Origin of the sequence: Pasteurella canis (genome assembly GCF_900454865.1) — a bacterium.
GTDB lineage: Bacteria > Pseudomonadota > Gammaproteobacteria > Enterobacterales > Pasteurellaceae > Pasteurella > Pasteurella canis.
The window spans coordinates 411,163-427,855 of record NZ_UGTV01000015.1; the positions used below are offsets into that span (position 1 = coordinate 411,163).

General features: G+C 36.8%; 17 protein-coding genes. 11 read left to right on the forward strand and 6 right to left on the reverse strand.

Going from position 1 to position 16,693, the window contains the following annotated elements:
• Positions 1–13: 13 nt before the first annotated feature.
• The 4 genes from DYE19_RS02600 to manA all read left to right on the forward strand — a co-directional run bounded on the left by DYE19_RS02600 (position 14) and on the right by manA (position 3,488).
• Positions 14–817 (forward strand): PTS mannose/fructose/sorbose transporter subunit IIC, encoded by an 804-nt coding sequence (locus tag DYE19_RS02600; protein ID WP_049213919.1) that lies wholly within the window; start codon positions 14–16, stop codon positions 815–817.
• Between the two features lie 14 nt (positions 818–831).
• Positions 832–1,668, forward strand: a complete 837-nt coding sequence (locus DYE19_RS02605) for a PTS mannose transporter subunit IID (RefSeq protein ID WP_115322508.1) — start codon at positions 832–834, stop codon at positions 1,666–1,668.
• 146 nt (positions 1,669–1,814) lie between these two features.
• Positions 1,815–2,270 carry a DUF986 family protein gene (locus DYE19_RS02610; RefSeq protein WP_115322509.1) on the forward strand — a complete coding sequence of 152 codons (456 nt, stop codon included), beginning with the start codon at positions 1,815–1,817 and terminating at the stop codon, positions 2,268–2,270.
• A 9-nt stretch (positions 2,271–2,279) separates the two neighbouring features.
• Positions 2,280–3,488 carry a mannose-6-phosphate isomerase, class I gene (manA, locus tag DYE19_RS02615; RefSeq protein WP_115322510.1) on the forward strand — a complete coding sequence of 403 codons (1,209 nt, stop codon included), beginning with the start codon at positions 2,280–2,282 and terminating at the stop codon, positions 3,486–3,488.
• 58 nt (positions 3,489–3,546) lie between these two features.
• Here manA and argA read toward each other — a convergent pair whose 3' ends face one another.
• On the reverse strand, positions 3,547–4,857 hold the full coding sequence (argA, locus tag DYE19_RS02620) for an amino-acid N-acetyltransferase (RefSeq protein ID WP_115322511.1): 1,311 nt from the start codon (positions 4,855–4,857) through the stop codon (positions 3,547–3,549).
• 137 nt (positions 4,858–4,994) lie between these two features.
• Positions 4,995–5,258 (reverse strand): GrxA family glutaredoxin, encoded by a 264-nt coding sequence (locus DYE19_RS02625; RefSeq protein ID WP_115322512.1) that lies wholly within the window; start codon positions 5,256–5,258, stop codon positions 4,995–4,997.
• Between the two features lie 156 nt (positions 5,259–5,414).
• Between DYE19_RS02625 and DYE19_RS02630 the strand changes: the two genes are divergently transcribed.
• The gene (locus tag DYE19_RS02630) at positions 5,415–6,329 is read left to right on the forward strand and encodes an ATP-grasp domain-containing protein (RefSeq protein ID WP_115322513.1); all 915 of its coding nucleotides are present in this window, start codon (positions 5,415–5,417) and stop codon (positions 6,327–6,329) included.
• A 32-nt stretch (positions 6,330–6,361) separates the two neighbouring features.
• Entirely contained in the window at positions 6,362–6,901 is a 540-nt protein-coding gene (gene ycfP, locus DYE19_RS02635; protein WP_115322514.1) for an alpha/beta hydrolase YcfP, read from the forward strand.
• Between the two features lie 48 nt (positions 6,902–6,949).
• Here ycfP and DYE19_RS02640 read toward each other — a convergent pair whose 3' ends face one another.
• Complete coding sequence (locus DYE19_RS02640; RefSeq protein ID WP_049213927.1) at positions 6,950–7,570, reverse strand: chalcone isomerase family protein; 621 nt, start codon at positions 7,568–7,570, stop codon at positions 6,950–6,952.
• A gap of 97 nt (positions 7,571–7,667) precedes the next feature.
• Positions 7,668–9,062 (reverse strand): class II fumarate hydratase, encoded by a 1,395-nt coding sequence (gene fumC, locus DYE19_RS02645; protein ID WP_049213928.1) that lies wholly within the window; start codon positions 9,060–9,062, stop codon positions 7,668–7,670.
• A 236-nt stretch (positions 9,063–9,298) separates the two neighbouring features.
• Between fumC and DYE19_RS02650 the strand changes: the two genes are divergently transcribed.
• The 5 genes from DYE19_RS02650 (at position 9,299) to DYE19_RS02670 (ending at position 14,208) form a co-directional block, all read left to right on the forward strand.
• On the forward strand, positions 9,299–9,727 hold the full coding sequence (locus DYE19_RS02650) for a DNA polymerase III subunit chi (RefSeq protein WP_115322515.1): 429 nt from the start codon (positions 9,299–9,301) through the stop codon (positions 9,725–9,727).
• Positions 9,728–9,738: 11 nt separating this feature from the next.
• Positions 9,739–10,191, forward strand: a complete 453-nt coding sequence (locus DYE19_RS02655) for a DIP1984 family protein (protein WP_115322516.1) — start codon at positions 9,739–9,741, stop codon at positions 10,189–10,191.
• A gap of 207 nt (positions 10,192–10,398) precedes the next feature.
• Positions 10,399–10,896 (forward strand): thiol peroxidase, encoded by a 498-nt coding sequence (gene tpx, locus DYE19_RS02665; RefSeq protein ID WP_115322517.1) that lies wholly within the window; start codon positions 10,399–10,401, stop codon positions 10,894–10,896.
• Between the two features lie 166 nt (positions 10,897–11,062).
• Positions 11,063–11,236 carry a hypothetical protein gene (locus tag DYE19_RS11235; RefSeq protein ID WP_153266351.1) on the forward strand — a complete coding sequence of 58 codons (174 nt, stop codon included), beginning with the start codon at positions 11,063–11,065 and terminating at the stop codon, positions 11,234–11,236.
• A 107-nt stretch (positions 11,237–11,343) separates the two neighbouring features.
• Positions 11,344–14,208, forward strand: a complete 2,865-nt coding sequence (locus tag DYE19_RS02670) for a valine--tRNA ligase (RefSeq protein WP_115322518.1) — start codon at positions 11,344–11,346, stop codon at positions 14,206–14,208.
• A gap of 124 nt (positions 14,209–14,332) precedes the next feature.
• Here DYE19_RS02670 and DYE19_RS02675 read toward each other — a convergent pair whose 3' ends face one another.
• Together DYE19_RS02675 and prfC are read right to left on the reverse strand one after the other, a co-directional pair.
• Positions 14,333–14,812, reverse strand: a complete 480-nt coding sequence (locus DYE19_RS02675) for a Dps family protein (protein ID WP_049213933.1) — start codon at positions 14,810–14,812, stop codon at positions 14,333–14,335.
• Positions 14,813–15,043: 231 nt separating this feature from the next.
• Positions 15,044–16,633, reverse strand: a complete 1,590-nt coding sequence (gene prfC / locus DYE19_RS02680) for a peptide chain release factor 3 (RefSeq protein WP_049213934.1) — start codon at positions 16,631–16,633, stop codon at positions 15,044–15,046.
• Positions 16,634–16,693: the final 60 nt, after the last annotated feature.

Consider the following 16,693-nt stretch of genomic DNA (forward strand, 5'->3'; position numbering starts at 1 on the left):
AAAGGAAATTAGAATGGAAATTTCAACTTTACAAATCATATTAGTCTTCCTTGTTGCCTGTATGTCAGGTATGGGGTCAATTCTCGATGAATGGCAAACACATCGTCCACTAATTGCTTGTACCTTAATTGGTTTGGTTCTCGGTGATATTAAAACGGGGATCATTGTGGGGGGAACATTAGAGTTATTGGCGTTGGGTTGGATGAACATTGGTGCTGCACTTGCGCCAGATGCAGCATTGGCCTCTGTTGTATCTACAATCCTCGTCATTGTGGGAGGACAAGATATTTCTACAGGTATTGCGATTGCCATACCACTTGCTGCAGCAGGTCAAGTATTAACTTATGTTGTACGTGCTATTACTGTTGGTTTCCAGCATGCGGCAGATAAAGTCGTTGAAACAGGTGATCTGAACAAGCTAGATTGGATTCATCGCTCTGCATTATTATTACAAGCAATGCGTATTGCTATTCCTGCCTTAATCGTTGCGATGACCGCGGGTACAGATACAGTACAACAAATGCTTAATGCAATTCCTCCAGTTGTTACAACAGGTTTAAAAATCGCAGGTGGTTTTATTGCAGTTGTGGGTTATGCAATGGTGATTAACATGATGCGTGCAGGGCATTTAATGCCATTCTTTTATGCTGGTTTCGTCATTGCTGCATTTACTGAGTTTAACTTGGTCGCGCTTGGTGTGTTAGGGGCAATTATGGCAGTGCTTTATATCCAGCTTCACCCAAAATACAATCAAAGTAAACAAGTGGTGCAAGTTGTGAATAATGGTAACAATGAGCTTGATAACAGATTAGATTAATAGGAATTACAACAATGACAACTGAAATGAAAAAAGTAACGCAAAGCGATTTAAACGCAGTAGTACGTCGTTCTAATCTTTTCCAAGGTTCTTGGAACTTTGAACGTATGCAAGCATTAGGATTCGCTTATTCAATGGTACCTGTTATCAAACGCTTATATCCAGATCCAAATTCACAAGAGCGTAAAGATGCTGTAAAACGCCATTTAGAATTTTTTAATACACAACCATTTGTTGCCGCACCTGTGCTAGGCGTCACTATTGCAATGGAAGAAGAACGGGCAAATGGTAAGCCAATTGATGATGCTGCAATCAATGGTATTAAAGTCGGTCTTATGGGACCTCTAGCTGGTGTTGGCGATCCAATTTATTGGGGGACAGCACGCCCTGTATTTGCAGCGTTGGGTGCAGGTCTAGCGATTAATGGTAATATTTTAGGACCTATTTTATTCTTTGTGTTATTTAATCTTGTACGTTTAGCAACACGTTACTTTGGTGTTACTTATGGTTATAAAAAAGGTCTTGATGTTGTGGGTGACATGAGTGGTGGTCTTCTTCAAAAATTAACAGAAGGTGCCTCAATTCTGGGCTTATTTATCATGGGAGCACTTGTTCAAAAATGGACAAGTATCAATGTCCCATTTGTTGTTGCTAATATTCAGATGCAAGATGGCACTACTAAAGTAGAAACAATTCAGACCATTTTAGATAGTTTGATGCCTGGTTTATTGCCTCTTTTACTGACATTTGCGTGTATGTGGTTATTGCGTAACCGAGTGAATGCACTTTGGATTATCATCGGCTTCTTTGCTATTGGTATTTTTGGTGCATGGACAGGTATTTTAGCGTAGTCATTGATACAACTTACTAAATGATGATTGATAAAAAAGAGGATGAATAAGCAGTTCATCCTCTTTTGTTATAGGTTAAATTTACTTTTTTACTTTAATGAGTAAGTTTGTTACTATTTTTTGCAATTACAATAGTCTAACGTCTTATGATTAATATATTACTGTTTATTGGTATCTTATTTTTCTTTGCTTATGCACTTTATGATCAGTTTGGTATGGATTTTTGGAAAGGAAAATCATTACTGAAACTGAATTTAAAAAAACAGGCAAAGAAAGATGGTGTTATTTTTATTGTGCTGCTCATTGTGATTATCTATCAAACTCAAGCATCGATTACAGCAGTAAGTTTATATTTGCTAGCAACATTGATCATTTTAACTATTTATGCAGCGTTTATTCGTTCCCCTGTATTAATTTTGAAGCAACAGGGGTTTTTCTTTGGTAATGTTTATTTCTCATATAAGAACATTTATCAGATTAACCTTGCAGAAGGAAATATTCTGGTAATTGATATGCAAAGTGGAAAACGTTTATTGGTACATTTGTTGACGGAGAAAGACCGTGAACAAGTTGTTGAGTTTTTTGGTGGCTATAAAAATTAAGGAATCAGCATGGCAATTTATGAATTAACAGGTCAGATACAACATTATGCGTGGGGTGGAAAAGAATATATTCCGCAACTACTTAATATAACGGCAAAAAAAGAACAGCATTATGCAGAATGGTGGTTAGGTGCCCATGTGTCTGCTCCTTCTATGATCTCAGTATCATCAACATTACAACCTCTCACAGAGTTTTTAGCCCAAAAACCAACCGCACTTGGTCAACGTAGTAGAAATAAATTTGGCATGGATTTACCTTATTTGTTAAAAATTTTAGATGTAGCTAAACCTCTTTCTATTCAATTACATCCTACAAAACAACAAGCTGAGCAGGGCTTCATACAGGAGAATGCTAAAGGTATCAATTTGGCAGATCCCAAAAGAACTTATAAAGATAATAACCATAAGCCTGAAATGATGATCGCATTATCAGATTTTTGGTTATTACATGGTTTTAAATCAAAAACACAAATTTTAGAGACATTAAAAGCGCGTCCTTCATTGAATGAGCTTGTCGCAAAGCTTGAATTGCAAGATTTACATCGTTTCTATGCGGATATTATGCAAGCAGATCAAGTCCAATTAGCACGATGGTTATTGCCTATTGTTGAGGAAAATAGAGCTAAATATCAGGCTAACCAGCTTGAATTAAGCAATCCTGATTATTGGTTGCTATATACTATGGATGCTATGGAGATTTCAGCAGAAAAATTAGATGCAGGACTTGTGTGTTTTTATCTATTTAATATTGTGCACTTAAGAGAAGGTGAGGGTATTTTTCAAGATGCTGGCATTCCACACGCTTATTTGCGTGGGCAAAATATCGAATTAATGGCTTGCTCAGATAATGTGATTCGTGGAGGTTTAACGCCAAAACACGTAGATATTCCCGCGCTATTATCGGTTATTGATTGTCGTGAGGTTGAGCCTAATATTATTCCAATTGCACCAGAAGAAGCGAGAATATTTACTTATGCAACACCTGCACAAGATTTTGCGTTAACAAACGTTCGTTACACGCAAGGTGAAGTGCATCAATGTCAATCGAACAGTGCAGAAATTTTACTCGTTATGCAGGGTTCACTTAAAATTTTGCAAAACTCTACCGCACTTTATGTAAAAAAAGGCGAATCTGTATTTATTGAAAGCGATGAAGAATATCAAATCGAAGGTATTGATACAGGTTATTGTGCGATTGCTCATTTGCCAGCAGAGTAATCTATTTATAAGAAAAGGCTAACTTACATTGAGCTTTAAAAGTTAGCCTTTTGTTTTTTTAATCAATTTGACGGATTAAGATTTTAGAGCGGCGTTGGTAATTATAATGTTGGCGTTTTTTGAGTGGTAAATCTTCAATATTAGCCAATTGAAAACCACGTTCTTGGAACCAATGTACAGTACGCGTCGTGAGAACAAAAAGTCTTTCAATACTAAGTTGTTTAGCTCTTTTTTGAATCGCCTCAAGTAAAATATCACCTCGTGATGAATTTCGGTAATCTGGATGTACTGCAACACAAGCCATTTCAGCCATTTTTTCTACGGGATAACAATTTAATGCTGCACAAGCTATAATCACACCATCACGATCGATGATCGTATAATTATGAATATCCATCTCTAATTGTTCCCGTGAACGTTTAACAAGAATACCTTGTTGTTCTAATGGGGAGATAAGTTCAAGCAATGCGGGAATATCAGTGATATTTGCCAAGCGAATAGTTTCGGATAATTCCATCGATAGTTGAGTTCCTACACCATCACGTGTAAATAACTCTTGTAGTAAGGAACCGTCTTCTTCATAACTAATTAAATGAGCACGTTTGATTCCAGATCGACAAGCTTCGATAGCAGCTTGTAAAAAGCGTGCTTGTGAACAATGATATTGATTTTGTGTGATAAATTTCTGTAAATGTAATTCTGCCTCTTGTGGTAATAAATCACTGATAGTTTGATGGTCATTATCTAGAATACCTTGAGTACCAGAAAAACCTATTAGTTTTTCTGCTTTTAATTTTATGGCGACTTGCGTTGCAATTTCCTCAAAAGGTAAATTAAACGTTTCTCCTGTTACTGAAGGGGCAATTGGGCTGATCAAGACGATTGCATTTCGATCTAATTGCTGTTGAATACTTTCCGTATTGATACGACGGATTTTTCCACTTAGCTGATAATCCACCCCGTCGTCCACACCAATTGGCTGTGCTAATACAAAATTACCAGTTACAACATCAATTAACGTCGAATGCGGTAAACGTAATGAAAGGCGAGATACAATATCATAAGTCAATTTGCCAACTGCTTGTTTGACTAATTCAAGACTGGTTAAATCAGTGATACGGATATTTTTATGATAAACGGATTGAATTTGATGTTGTTGTAATAATGTATTGATTTGATAGCGTGCTCCGAAGACAAGCACAAGTTTAGTGCCTAAACTATGCAATAAACTGATATCATTGATGATATTAATAAAATTTGGACAAGCAATAGTATCGCCATCCAGCATAATGATAAAGGTTTTCCCTCTATGCATATTGACATAAGGTGTGGATTGTCTGAACCAATGAACTAATTCTGTATTATGCATATTACACCTGAATTTATAATTATTCATATTTTTTGAATTTATATTCATTTTTGTGAATATGCAAGTAAAAATTTATGTTTGTTTCATGAGCATAAAAAATGCGATGAGTTTTCATCGCATTTTGGGAGTACTATCTTTTATGCAATCACATTAAATTGTGCTTTCATTAAGGCTTCAAAATCAGTACAGCCACCAATTGGTTTTTCATCAATAAAAATTTGTGGCACAGTCTCTACAGGCTTACCAACTGACTTAGATAAGTCAGCTTTAGTGATGCCTTCTGCGACGATATCAACATAGCGATAATCAAAATCAGTAACCGTTTCTTTTAATTTTTCAGCTAAATTTTTAGCACGTACACAATATGGGCAACCAGAGCGACCGAAAATAACAACAAACATATGATTTCCTCTTTTGGGTTGAAAATAATTCATCTAATTTAAGGTTGCTTATTTTACCTTAATGTAAAGAAAAAGAATAAACTATTTTTTAGTATAAGCTGGATGAGTATAATAGAACAATTTCTCATGTGACTTTTCTTTTCCAGTAAACTCGTTATGAAATTATTAATGCTATGCCGCGAACCTCGCTTATATAGTTGCCAACGTTTAAAAGAAGCTGCTGAAAGTAGTGGACATCAAATGGATATATTGGATCCCAATCGTTGTTTATTAAAATTAACTGAAAATAGACCGCACTTTGAGTTGTACTATCAAGCGAATATGGAGGTTGAACCAATACTTTTACCACAATATGATGCAGTTATTCCTCGTTTTGGTACATTAAGTACTAAAATGGGATGTGCCGTATTACGTCATTTATCGGCTAAAAAGGTACCTTGTTTAAATTCAGAAAGCGCATTTTTAACTGCAAGAGACAAATGGCTGAGTCTACAAGTTTTAGCTGAAAATGGCGTTGCGATTCCTCAGTCACTATTATCTGGTCCAGAGTTTCAGGCTATTCCAGCTTTAGAGAAAATGACATCACCTATGATTTTAAAAACTTTAGCTGGCGCACAGGGCATAGGTGTTATTTTGGCCGAAAAGAAACAAAGTGCGGTGAGTATTTTAGAAACATTAAGACAAGCAGATGTCCCCGTGCTTGCTCAAGAGTTTATTGAAGAGGCTAAAGGGTGTGATATTCGTTGTTTTGTGATTGGAGATCGTGTTGTAGCTTGTATGCAACGTATTGGGCAGAATGGTGAGTTTCGCGCTAATTTTCATCGAGGTGGTTTAGCTGAAAAGGTCGTTTTATCTGAGCAAGAAAAACAGATGGCGATACAAGCAGCACAAATATTAGGCTTAGATGTGGCTGGTGTTGATTTAATTCGTTCAAAACGTGGCCCATTAGTATTAGAAGTCAATGCCAGTCCTGGTTTAGAAATGATCGAGAAAACTAGCGGCCTTGATATTGCGTTGCAAATGATCGTTTATCTTGAAAAGAAATGCAAAATAGCGCAAAGTGCGGTATAACATTCAGTAATGTTAATGATTAGGAGTCATAAATGATTATTTATTTACATGGTTTTGATTCAAGCAGCCCAGGTAATCATGAGAAAGTAATGCAATTAAAGTTTATTGACGATGATGTTCGTTTTATTAATTACAGTACGCTACATCCTCGTCATGATATGCAATTTTTGTTAAAAGAAGTGCATAAATTAGTGTCGGAAAGCAAAGACCCAATGCCTTTAATTTGTGGTGTAGGTTTAGGTGGTTATTGGTCTGAACGTATTGGTTTTTTATGTGGTATTAAACAGGCTATTTTTAATCCAAATCTATTTCCTTATGAAAATATGCAGGGCAAAATAGATCGTCCTGAAGAATACGAAGATATTGCAACAAAATGTGTTGAGAACTTTCGTGAGAAAAATCGTGGTGACTGTTTAGTTTTTTTATCAAAAGATGATGGCGTGCTTGATTCACGACGCAGTGCTGATGTGTTATCCCCATTCTATGAAATTATATGGGATGAAGTGGAAACACATAAATTTAAGAAAATTTCTCATCATTTACAAAAGATTAAAGCATTTAAGCAAAGTTAGTTAATAGGTCAAGCCTGAATATAAAAAGGACGAAACTTTATCGTCCTTTTATTTTAACTGTGAAAATTCGTTATTCCTATTTTCTAATTGGTAATTGGGCGGTAATTCTGGATTGGCTGAATCCTCTGTGAGTGGGGCGACTTTGGGTGTCGCATTCGGTGCTTTTTCATCGCTTGCTTCTTGTTTTTCATCACCTAATAACTTAGGTTGTAACTTAGGAAAACTTGTATTAGGAGAGAGCCAAATACTAATTAATGCTTGTGTAAATTGAGTATCAAATTCTTTGTCCAAAATTGTGTCATTCAGTACAAAATAGCCACGATCGTCAAGAGCAATATAATTTAGAACATCATTTGGTGAAATATCAGGTAAAATTTCTTTGAGTGCAGTGAGATATTGCTTACTATCAATTTCTTTTAGCTTCAAATTGTCGATTTCTTTTATCAGGCTAATCGCAAAATTTTTTCCTTCAATTGGTTTTGCATAGTTAAAAGTTAACATCAATGGGCGTAAATTTTCTTCATAATGCCCTGTTTCTGTATAAAGGCTAATTGTATAAACATGAAAAGGTCCCCAGTTATAATCGGCTTTACCGACATTTAGCCATTGTGCAGAAATTGCCGTTGAAAATAAGCATAAAAATGAAAATATTAATGCATTAAATCTCATTATAAACTCGTCATAAACCTGTAATAGTGTCTGATTATAACAAAACAAATAAAAAAAAGGCGAACTTTAGGTTCGCCTTTGTATGAAATTTAATAGTTTATTTTAAGCTTCCCACCATATCTTCTGGACGAACCCACTCATCAAATTGTTCAGCGGTGACTAAACCTAAATTGATCGCTTCTTCTTTTAATGTCGTGCCATTTTTATGGGCTGTTTTAGCAATTTTTGCTGCATTTTCATAACCAATATGCGTATTCAGTGCAGTGACTAGCATTAAAGATTGCTCTAACTGTTGTTTAATACGCGGATAGTTTGGCTCAATACCTATAGCACAATGTTCATCAAATGATACACAAGCATCACCTAATAGTTGTGCAGATTGTAAAAAGTTAGCTGCCATGACAGGTTTATACACGTTGAGTTGGAAATGACCTTGTGTACCAGCAAATGAAATTGTCACATCATTACCTAATACTTGTGCACAAACCATTGTCATTGCTTCACACTGTGTTGGGTTAACTTTACCTGGCATAATAGAAGAACCTGGTTCATTTTCAGGAATTAAAATTTCGCCAATACCAGAACGAGGGCCTGAAGCTAAAAGGCGAACGTCATTAGCAATTTTGTACAATGACACAGCAAGTTGTTTTAAGGCACCATGTGTTTCGACAACTGCATCATGTGTTGCTAAAGCTTCAAATTTATTTTGTGCAGTCACAAAAGGTAAGCCTGTAAATTCAGCAATATAGTTTGCGACTTTAACATCATAACCTTTTGGTGTATTTAAGCCAGTCCCTACTGCAGTACCGCCTAATGCTAATTCAGCTAAGTGTGGTAGGGTGTTTTCTAATGCTTTAATACCAAAAGAGAGTTGTGCAGCATAAGCAGAAAACTCTTGACCTAATGTTAATGGAGTGGCATCCATTAAGTGTGTACGTCCAATTTTTACCACATCTTGGAATGCTGCTGCTTTTTCCGCTAATGTTTTTTGTAAACGTTTGACACATGGTAGAGTATGCTCAACGACTTTTTTATAGGCTGCAATGTGCATTGCTGTTGGGTAGGTATCATTTGATGACTGTGATTTATTTACATCATCATTGGGATGAATAATTGACTTTTCACCCAATTTTCCACCATTAAGTACATGTGCTCGATTCGCAACAACTTCATTCACGTTCATATTAGATTGTGTACCTGAACCTGTTTGCCAAATCACGAGTGGAAATTGATCATCTAATTTTTTTGCTAAGATTTCATCACAGGCTTGGGCAATTAAATCGCGTTTCTCTAAAGGTAATACACCTAAATCATGGTTCGCATAAGCTGCTGCTTTTTTCAGATAACCAAAGGCTTCGATAATTTCTTGTGGCATGGAAGCTTCAGGTCCAATTTTAAAATTATTACGAGAGCGTTCAGTTTGTGCAGCCCAGTATTTATCGGCAGGTACTTGTACTTCGCCCATAGTGTCTTTTTCGATACGGAATGTCATAGTGTTACCTCTTGTTGAAAAATATAAAAATGAATAATGAAATTCTAACACTTGAGTGTTATTTGTGGAACGCTATGCCTCAAGCAAAACTTGGTTTTGTGATTTAGATCATAAAGTGCGGTTTGTTTTATAAAAGTTTTGAAAAAACTAAAGTGAAAAGTCGCAATGACTTTATCTTCGCATGCTTTTTCGTTAGAATCCTACAGTTATACCTTTTATAAAGGATTTATTGCAAAATGTCTAAAAATGCGCAATTTTACTTGTTAAATACTGATGCTCAAGCTGAAAAAATAGCTTGTGATTTAGCTGCTTCTGCATGGCGTTTAGGTAAACGAGTTTTAATTGCTTGTGAAACGGAACAACAAGCATTAGATATTGATGAAGCACTTTGGGCGAGAGAGCCTGATGAGTTTGTTCCTCATAATTTATCTGGTGAAGTGACAACATATGCAACCCCAATCGAGATCAGTTGGAAAGGAAAGCGGAATGCACAACGACGAGATTTATTGATCAACTTACAAGTTGCAGTACCAGATTATATTGGAAGCTTTAATCAACTGATCGATTTTGTTCCTGTTGAAGAGCATCTAAAAGTTTTAGCAAGGGAACGTTATAAACAGCTTCGACAACTTGGTTGGACATTATCGACAGAACAGATGAAATAAAGAGAGATAACATGAAACTAGCTGAAGCTCTTATGCAGCGAGCAGATGCACAGCGTCGCCTTGCACAACTGAATCAACGCTTACAACAAAATGCAAAATATCAAGAGGGTGAAAAACCAGCAGAAAACCCGATAGAGCTATTGATGGAATATCGCCAAGTTGCAGATAGTTTAGAAAAATTAGTAGTACAAATCAATCAAACGAATAACCTAATAGCCCTATCAAATGGGATGAAAATGGTAGAAGCTCTTGCAAAACGCGATCGCTTGAAAGATGAGCATTCTGCGCTGATTAAGCTAGCAGAATCAGCTTTACCAGAGCAAGATCGTTATAGCCGTAGTGAAATTAAAATGCTTTCTGCGGTAGATATTAAAGCAATTCGTCAACAAGCAGATCAGGTTGCTAAAGCACATCGTGAACTTGATGTGTTTATTCAGCAAGCAAATTGGCAATACGATTTGTAGAAAGTGCGGTTCGTTTTAGGTATTTTTAGTCAGGGGCGAACACAAAACACACTCATGGGAACGAAGAGCCGTTCATTTCTCTGAACAACTTCTGCTCCGTACAAGTGAAATCGTACAAAAACATTGTACTGTAACAACCCTGTGTTGATCTGACTAAAAATGGGTGGGATAGGGGATTTAATCTGATGAATAGAAGAGGACAAGATTATGAGTAAAATTACATTGGCTGGCACAGAAATTGAGGTTGCAGGCGTATTTCCACAAGTTGGCGATGTGGTTGCAGATTTCACTACAGTGAGTGCAAAATTAGAGGACACCACTTTAGCAAGCTTTGCTGGTAAACGTAAAATTTTAAACATTTTCCCAAGTATTGATACGGGTATTTGTGCGACATCCGTACGAAAATTCAATGAGCAAGCATCAAAATTAACAAATACCGCTGTATTATGCCTTTCAGCAGACTTACCATTTGCTCAAACACGTTTTTGTGGTGCAGAAGGACTTGAAAATGTTGTGACACTATCGACTTTTCGTAATAAAGCAGTTCATCAGCAATTAGGGGTGGATATAACAGAGGGACCGCTAGCAGGTTTAACGGCACGTGCAGTGATTGTGTTAGATGAAAATAACTGTGTATTGCACAGCGAGTTAGTCTCTGAAGTCAAGCAAGAGCCGAATTATGAAGCAGCTTTAGCTGTTTTATAAACTCTGCTATAGCGATAGTAGTGAGTTCAAATATTAAAAGATGCTTTAAGTAATTAGCTTGAGCACAGCTGTATTTTTAGTAAATATTATTGATGTGATCAGCATAATAATTACTCAAATATAAATGAAAGGTAATTGTACAAAGAAATAAAACGGGAGTGAAACCATGGAAATGCGTTTTTCTTGGTTAAAAATTGCGATACTTTTGGGCGGAGGTTTTTTTGCCTTCCAACAATTAGATAGAAGTAATTTTGATTTGCTTTGGTTTAGATTTAATTCACTGTTAAATCGTTATTTTTTAGATTTTATGAGTGAGTTTGATTTATTTCTTTTTTGGTAGTCAATTTATATATTAATACGCATTGAGAGCATAAACGTTCTATGCTTGTATTTAAACTTAAGAAAAAAATAGTTTAAATTAAGATTTACATCATACAGAGAACTAAAATGACAAAACAATTTGAAATGGCAGATCGTTTTACACCATCTGCAGTGGAACAGGCACTTTATAAACACTGGGAAGAAAGTGGTTATTTTAAACCGTCAGAAGATACGACAAAACCAAGTTATTCAATTGCAATCCCGCCACCAAATGTGACGGGTAGCTTACATATGGGGCACGCTTTCCAACAGACATTGATGGATATTTTAATTCGTTTCAATCGTATGGAAGGGCATAACACCTTATGGCAAACAGGCACTGATCATGCGGGTATCGCAACTCAAATGGTGGTGGAGCGTAAAATCGCTGCTGAAGAAGGGAAAACTCGTCACGATTATGGACGTGAAGCGTTCATTAATAAAATTTGGGATTGGAAAGCGTATTCAGGCGGCACGATCAGTCAGCAAATGCGCCGTTTAGGTAATTCTATCGACTGGGATCGTGAACGTTTCACAATGGACGAAGGCTTGTCTGAAGCGGTAAAAGAAGTGTTTGTTCGTTTGCACGAAGAAGGCTTAATTTATCGTGGTAAACGCTTAGTGAACTGGGATCCAAAATTACATACGGCGATTTCTGATCTTGAAGTAGAAAATAAAGAGAGCAAAGGTTCACTTTGGCATTTCCGTTATCCATTAGCAAACGGTGCGAAAACTACTGATGGTAAAGATTATTTAGTGGTGGCGACAACGCGTCCTGAAACAATGCTAGGTGATACCGCGGTGGCAGTTCACCCTGAAGATGAGCGTTATCAGTCGCTTATCGGTAAAACTGTTGTGTTACCCTTAGCTAATCGTGAAATCCCAATTATCGCAGATGATTATGTGGATCGTGAATTTGGAACAGGTGTAGTAAAAATTACTCCAGCCCATGATTTCAATGACTACGAAGTGGGTAAACGTCACCAATTACCAATGGTGAACGTGATGACTTTGAATGCAGATATTCGTGCTGAAGCAGAAATTATCGGTTCAGATGGCAAAATTCTTGAAAATTACACCGCACTTATTCCAGCAAAATACCAAGGTATGGAACGTTTTGCAGCGCGTAAACAAATCGTGGCAGATTTTGAGGAATTAGGTTTATTAGACGAAATCAAACCACATGATTTGAAAGTGCCTTACGGCGATCGTGGTGGTGTGCCAATCGAGCCAATGTTAACCGACCAATGGTATGTGAGCGTAAAACCGCTTGCTGAAGTGGCTGTGAAAGCGGTAGAAGACGGCGAAATCCAATTCGTACCAAAACAATATGAAAATCTGTATTTCTCTTGGATGCGTGATATTCAAGACTGGTGTATTTCTCGCCAATTATGGTGGGGGCACCGTATTCCAGCTTGGTATGATGAGGAAGGCAATGTATATGTGGCACGTGATGAAGATGAAGTACGCCAAAAACATAATTTATCTGCTGATGTAGCCTTAAAACAAGATGAAGATGTGCTTGATACTTGGTTCTCATCTGGTTTATGGACATTCTCGACATTAGGTTGGCCGAAACAAACACCTGATCTGAAAATGTTCCACTCAACAGATGTGTTGATCACGGGATTTGACATCATTTTCTTCTGGGTTGCACGTATGATTATGTTCACAATGCATTTTGTGAAAGATGAAAATGGCAAACCACAAGTACCATTTAAAACGGTGTATGTCACAGGTCTGATTCGTGATGAACAAGGACAAAAAATGTCCAAGTCAAAAGGTAATGTGATCGATCCATTAGATATGATTGATGGTATTGATCTCGAAAGCTTGTTAGAAAAACGTACTGGCAACATGATGCAGCCACAATTGGCGGAGAAAATTTCTAAAGCCACAGTTAAAGCGTTTCCAGAAGGGATTGCAGAACACGGTACCGATGCGTTACGTTTCACATTAACTGCGTTAGCGACTAATGGTCGTGATATTAACTGGGATATGAAACGCTTAGAAGGTTACCGCAATTTCTGTAACAAATTATGGAATGCAAGCCGCTTTGTTTTAACTAATGATAAATTAGATTTGAGCGAAGGCTCTGTAGAATATTCGGTAGCAGATCGTTGGATTCAATCGGAATTTAATCGCACGGTAGACACATTCCGTAATGCCTTAGCACAATTCCGCTTTGATTTATGCGCAACTGCGCTTTATGAGTTCACTTGGAATCAATTCTGTGACTGGTATTTAGAATTGACTAAACCTGTTTTTGCCAATGGTACAGTGGCGCAAAAACGTGCTGCAAGTCAAACATTGATCAACGTGTTGGAAAAGTTATTGCGTTTAAGTCATCCTGTAATGCCATTTATTACTGAAGAAATTTGGCAAAAAGTGAAAGAGTTCGCTGGCGTAAATGGTGATACTATTATGTTGCAAGCATTCCCGAAATTTGAACAAAATGCATTGGATTATCAAGCGGAAGCGGAAATAAACTGGATGAAAGATGTGATTGTGGCGGTACGTAACATTCGTGCAGAAAGCAATATTCCACCAAGCAAAGGTTTAGATTTATTGCTGCGCAATCTTTCAGACACCGATCAAAACTCATTGGAAAACAACCGCACTTTAATTCAAGCAATGGCAAAATTGGACTCTATTCGTGTGCTCAAAGTAGATGAAAATGCGCCACTTTCTGTGACAAAATTAGTGAATAATGCTGAATTATTAGTACCAATGGCTGGTTTTATCAATAAAGAGGCTGAGCTTACTCGTCTAAATAAAGAAATTGAAAAATACCAAGGTGAAATCCAACGTATTGAAAATAAACTTGCTAACGAGGCCTTTGTTGCCAAAGCACCTCCAGCAGTTATCGAAAAAGAGCGTGCTAAAATGGCGGAATATGCTGAAGGATTGAATAAACTCAAACAACAGTATCAGGCAATTGAAGCATTGTAATATGAATAAGAGGCAAATTTATTTGCCTCTTATTTTAGCTTTCTATAAATTGTTTTGGCATGCTCATAAAAAAATGCGATGACTCGAATATCCATCGCATTTTTTATATTCAGTGTTGTTTAGATTACGCGTTGCAGCTTTCACAAGCAGCAGTAAACATCCAAATTAACTTCTCTTGTTCTTTGATGTAATCACTCATTTGAGATGCAGTACCTTCATCATCAGCATCACCAGCAAGCACTAAAATTTCACGTTGTTGTTTTAATAAAATTTTGAAACCTTCTAATGTTCCTTTCAAGCATTCTTTTGCTGTGCTAACGCCAATGTCTTCTTTAATAGTAGAAACGCTAAGGTATTGGCTATAGGCGTTATTTGGTGTATGGCCTAAAGTTAAAATACGCTCTGCAATTTCATCGACTTTTACTACTAAATCATTGTAAATTTCTTCAAATTTTGCGTGTAACTCAAAGAAGTTCACACCTTTGATATTCCAGTGATAACCACGTACATTAGTGTAAAAAACTTGATAATTAGCTAATAAATTATTCAATTCTTTAGCGAGTTTTTCAGATGAGGTTGCGCATAAACCAATAGCTGTTGTCATGGGTATTTCTCCAATAATTAAAATTTTATTTAAATTTCTGTCATATTTTATAAAACCAAGCTCATTACATGAGCGATATGGAGTCATAATACAACTTATGGGTCAAGAAAGGAAATTGTTAGAAATAATGACTTTGATAGGTAATATAAATTAATGCCTATTTTTTAAAAGGGTATTTTGTGTAAAAAGTGCGGTCTATATTGCTCAATGTTGACCGCACTTATGAATAAGTTAGTGTTCTCTAGTTTTGAAGAATTGCACGTCAGGATAACGTTCTTGTGCAAGATTTAAATTCACCATTGTTGGGGCAATATAGGTTAAGTTATCACCACCATCTAAGGCTAAGTTTTGTTCATTCTTGCGCTTAAATTCTTCAAATTTTTTGCTGTCAGTACATTCAACCCAACGTGCTGTAGCTACATTAATATTTTCATAAATAGCTTCTACGTTATATTCAGATTTTAAACGTGATACTACAACATCAAATTGTAGTACACCTACTGCACCAACAATCAAATCATTGTTCATTAATGGACGAAATACTTGCACTGCGCCTTCCTCTGAAAGCTGCACAAGACCTTTTAATAGTTGCTTCTGTTTGAGTGGATCTTTTAAGCGAATGCGGCGGAATAATTCTGGAGCAAAGTTGGGAATTCCTGTGAATTTTATCTCTTCACCTTGAGTGAAGGTATCGCCAATTTGAATTGTACCATGATTATGTAAACCAATAATATCACCTGCATAAGCCTCTTCAGCATGAGTACGATCGCCCGCCATAAAAGTAAGTGCATCAGAAATGACCACATCTTTACCAATACGCACATGGCGAAGTTTCATACCTTTTTCATATTTACCTGAAACTACACGCATAAACGCGACACGGTCGCGGTGTTTTGGATCCATATTGGCTTGAATTTTAAAGACAAAGCCCGTGAGTTTTTGTTCGGAGCTTTCCACTGTGCGACTATCGGCTTGGCGAGCTTGTGGTGCGGGTGCCCATTGTGTTAAACCATCTAGAAAATGATCAACACCAAAGTTACCTAATGCGGTACCAAAAAAGACAGGGGTCAATTCACCATTTAAAAATGCCTCAAGATCAAATTCATTGGACGCACCTTGCACTAATTCTAATTCATCACGTAATTGTTGAGCTAAATCATCGCCTACAGCCATATCAAGTTCAGGGTTATTTAAGCCTTTTACAACACGCACTTCTTGGATAGTGTGTCCTTGTCCAGTTTGATATAAATAAGTTTCATCTTTATATAAATGATAAACGCCTTTAAACAACTTACCGCACCCTATTGGCCAAGTAATAGGTGCACAATGAATATTAAGCACGCTTTCTACTTCATCAAGTAATTCCATTGGATCACGAATATCACGATCTAATTTGTTCATAAAAGTGAGGATTGGTGTATCACGTAATCGAGCCACTTCCATCAATTTAATTGTACGCTCTTCAACCCCTTTAGCACTATCGATCACCATTAAGCAACTATCTACTGCTGTTAAAGTGCGGTAAGTATCTTCAGAGAAATCTTCGTGTCCTGGTGTATCTAATAAATTGACTAAGCAATCATGATAAGGAAATTGCATAACAGAAGTGGTAATTGAAATTCCACGTTGTTTCTCCATCTCCATCCAGTCTGATTTAGCATGTGCACTTGAACCTTTCCCTTTTACAGAACCTGCAGTTTGGATTGCTTGTCCGTAGAGGAGAACTTTTTCTGTGATTGTAGTTTTACCTGCATCGGGGTGAGAGATAATTGCAAAAGTGCGGCGTTTATTAACTTGTTGTGGGTAATCGTTTAATGACATGGTCTGTGTATTCATTTATGAGATTAAAAAATAATGGCGTATTTTCGCTTATTTTAGCGT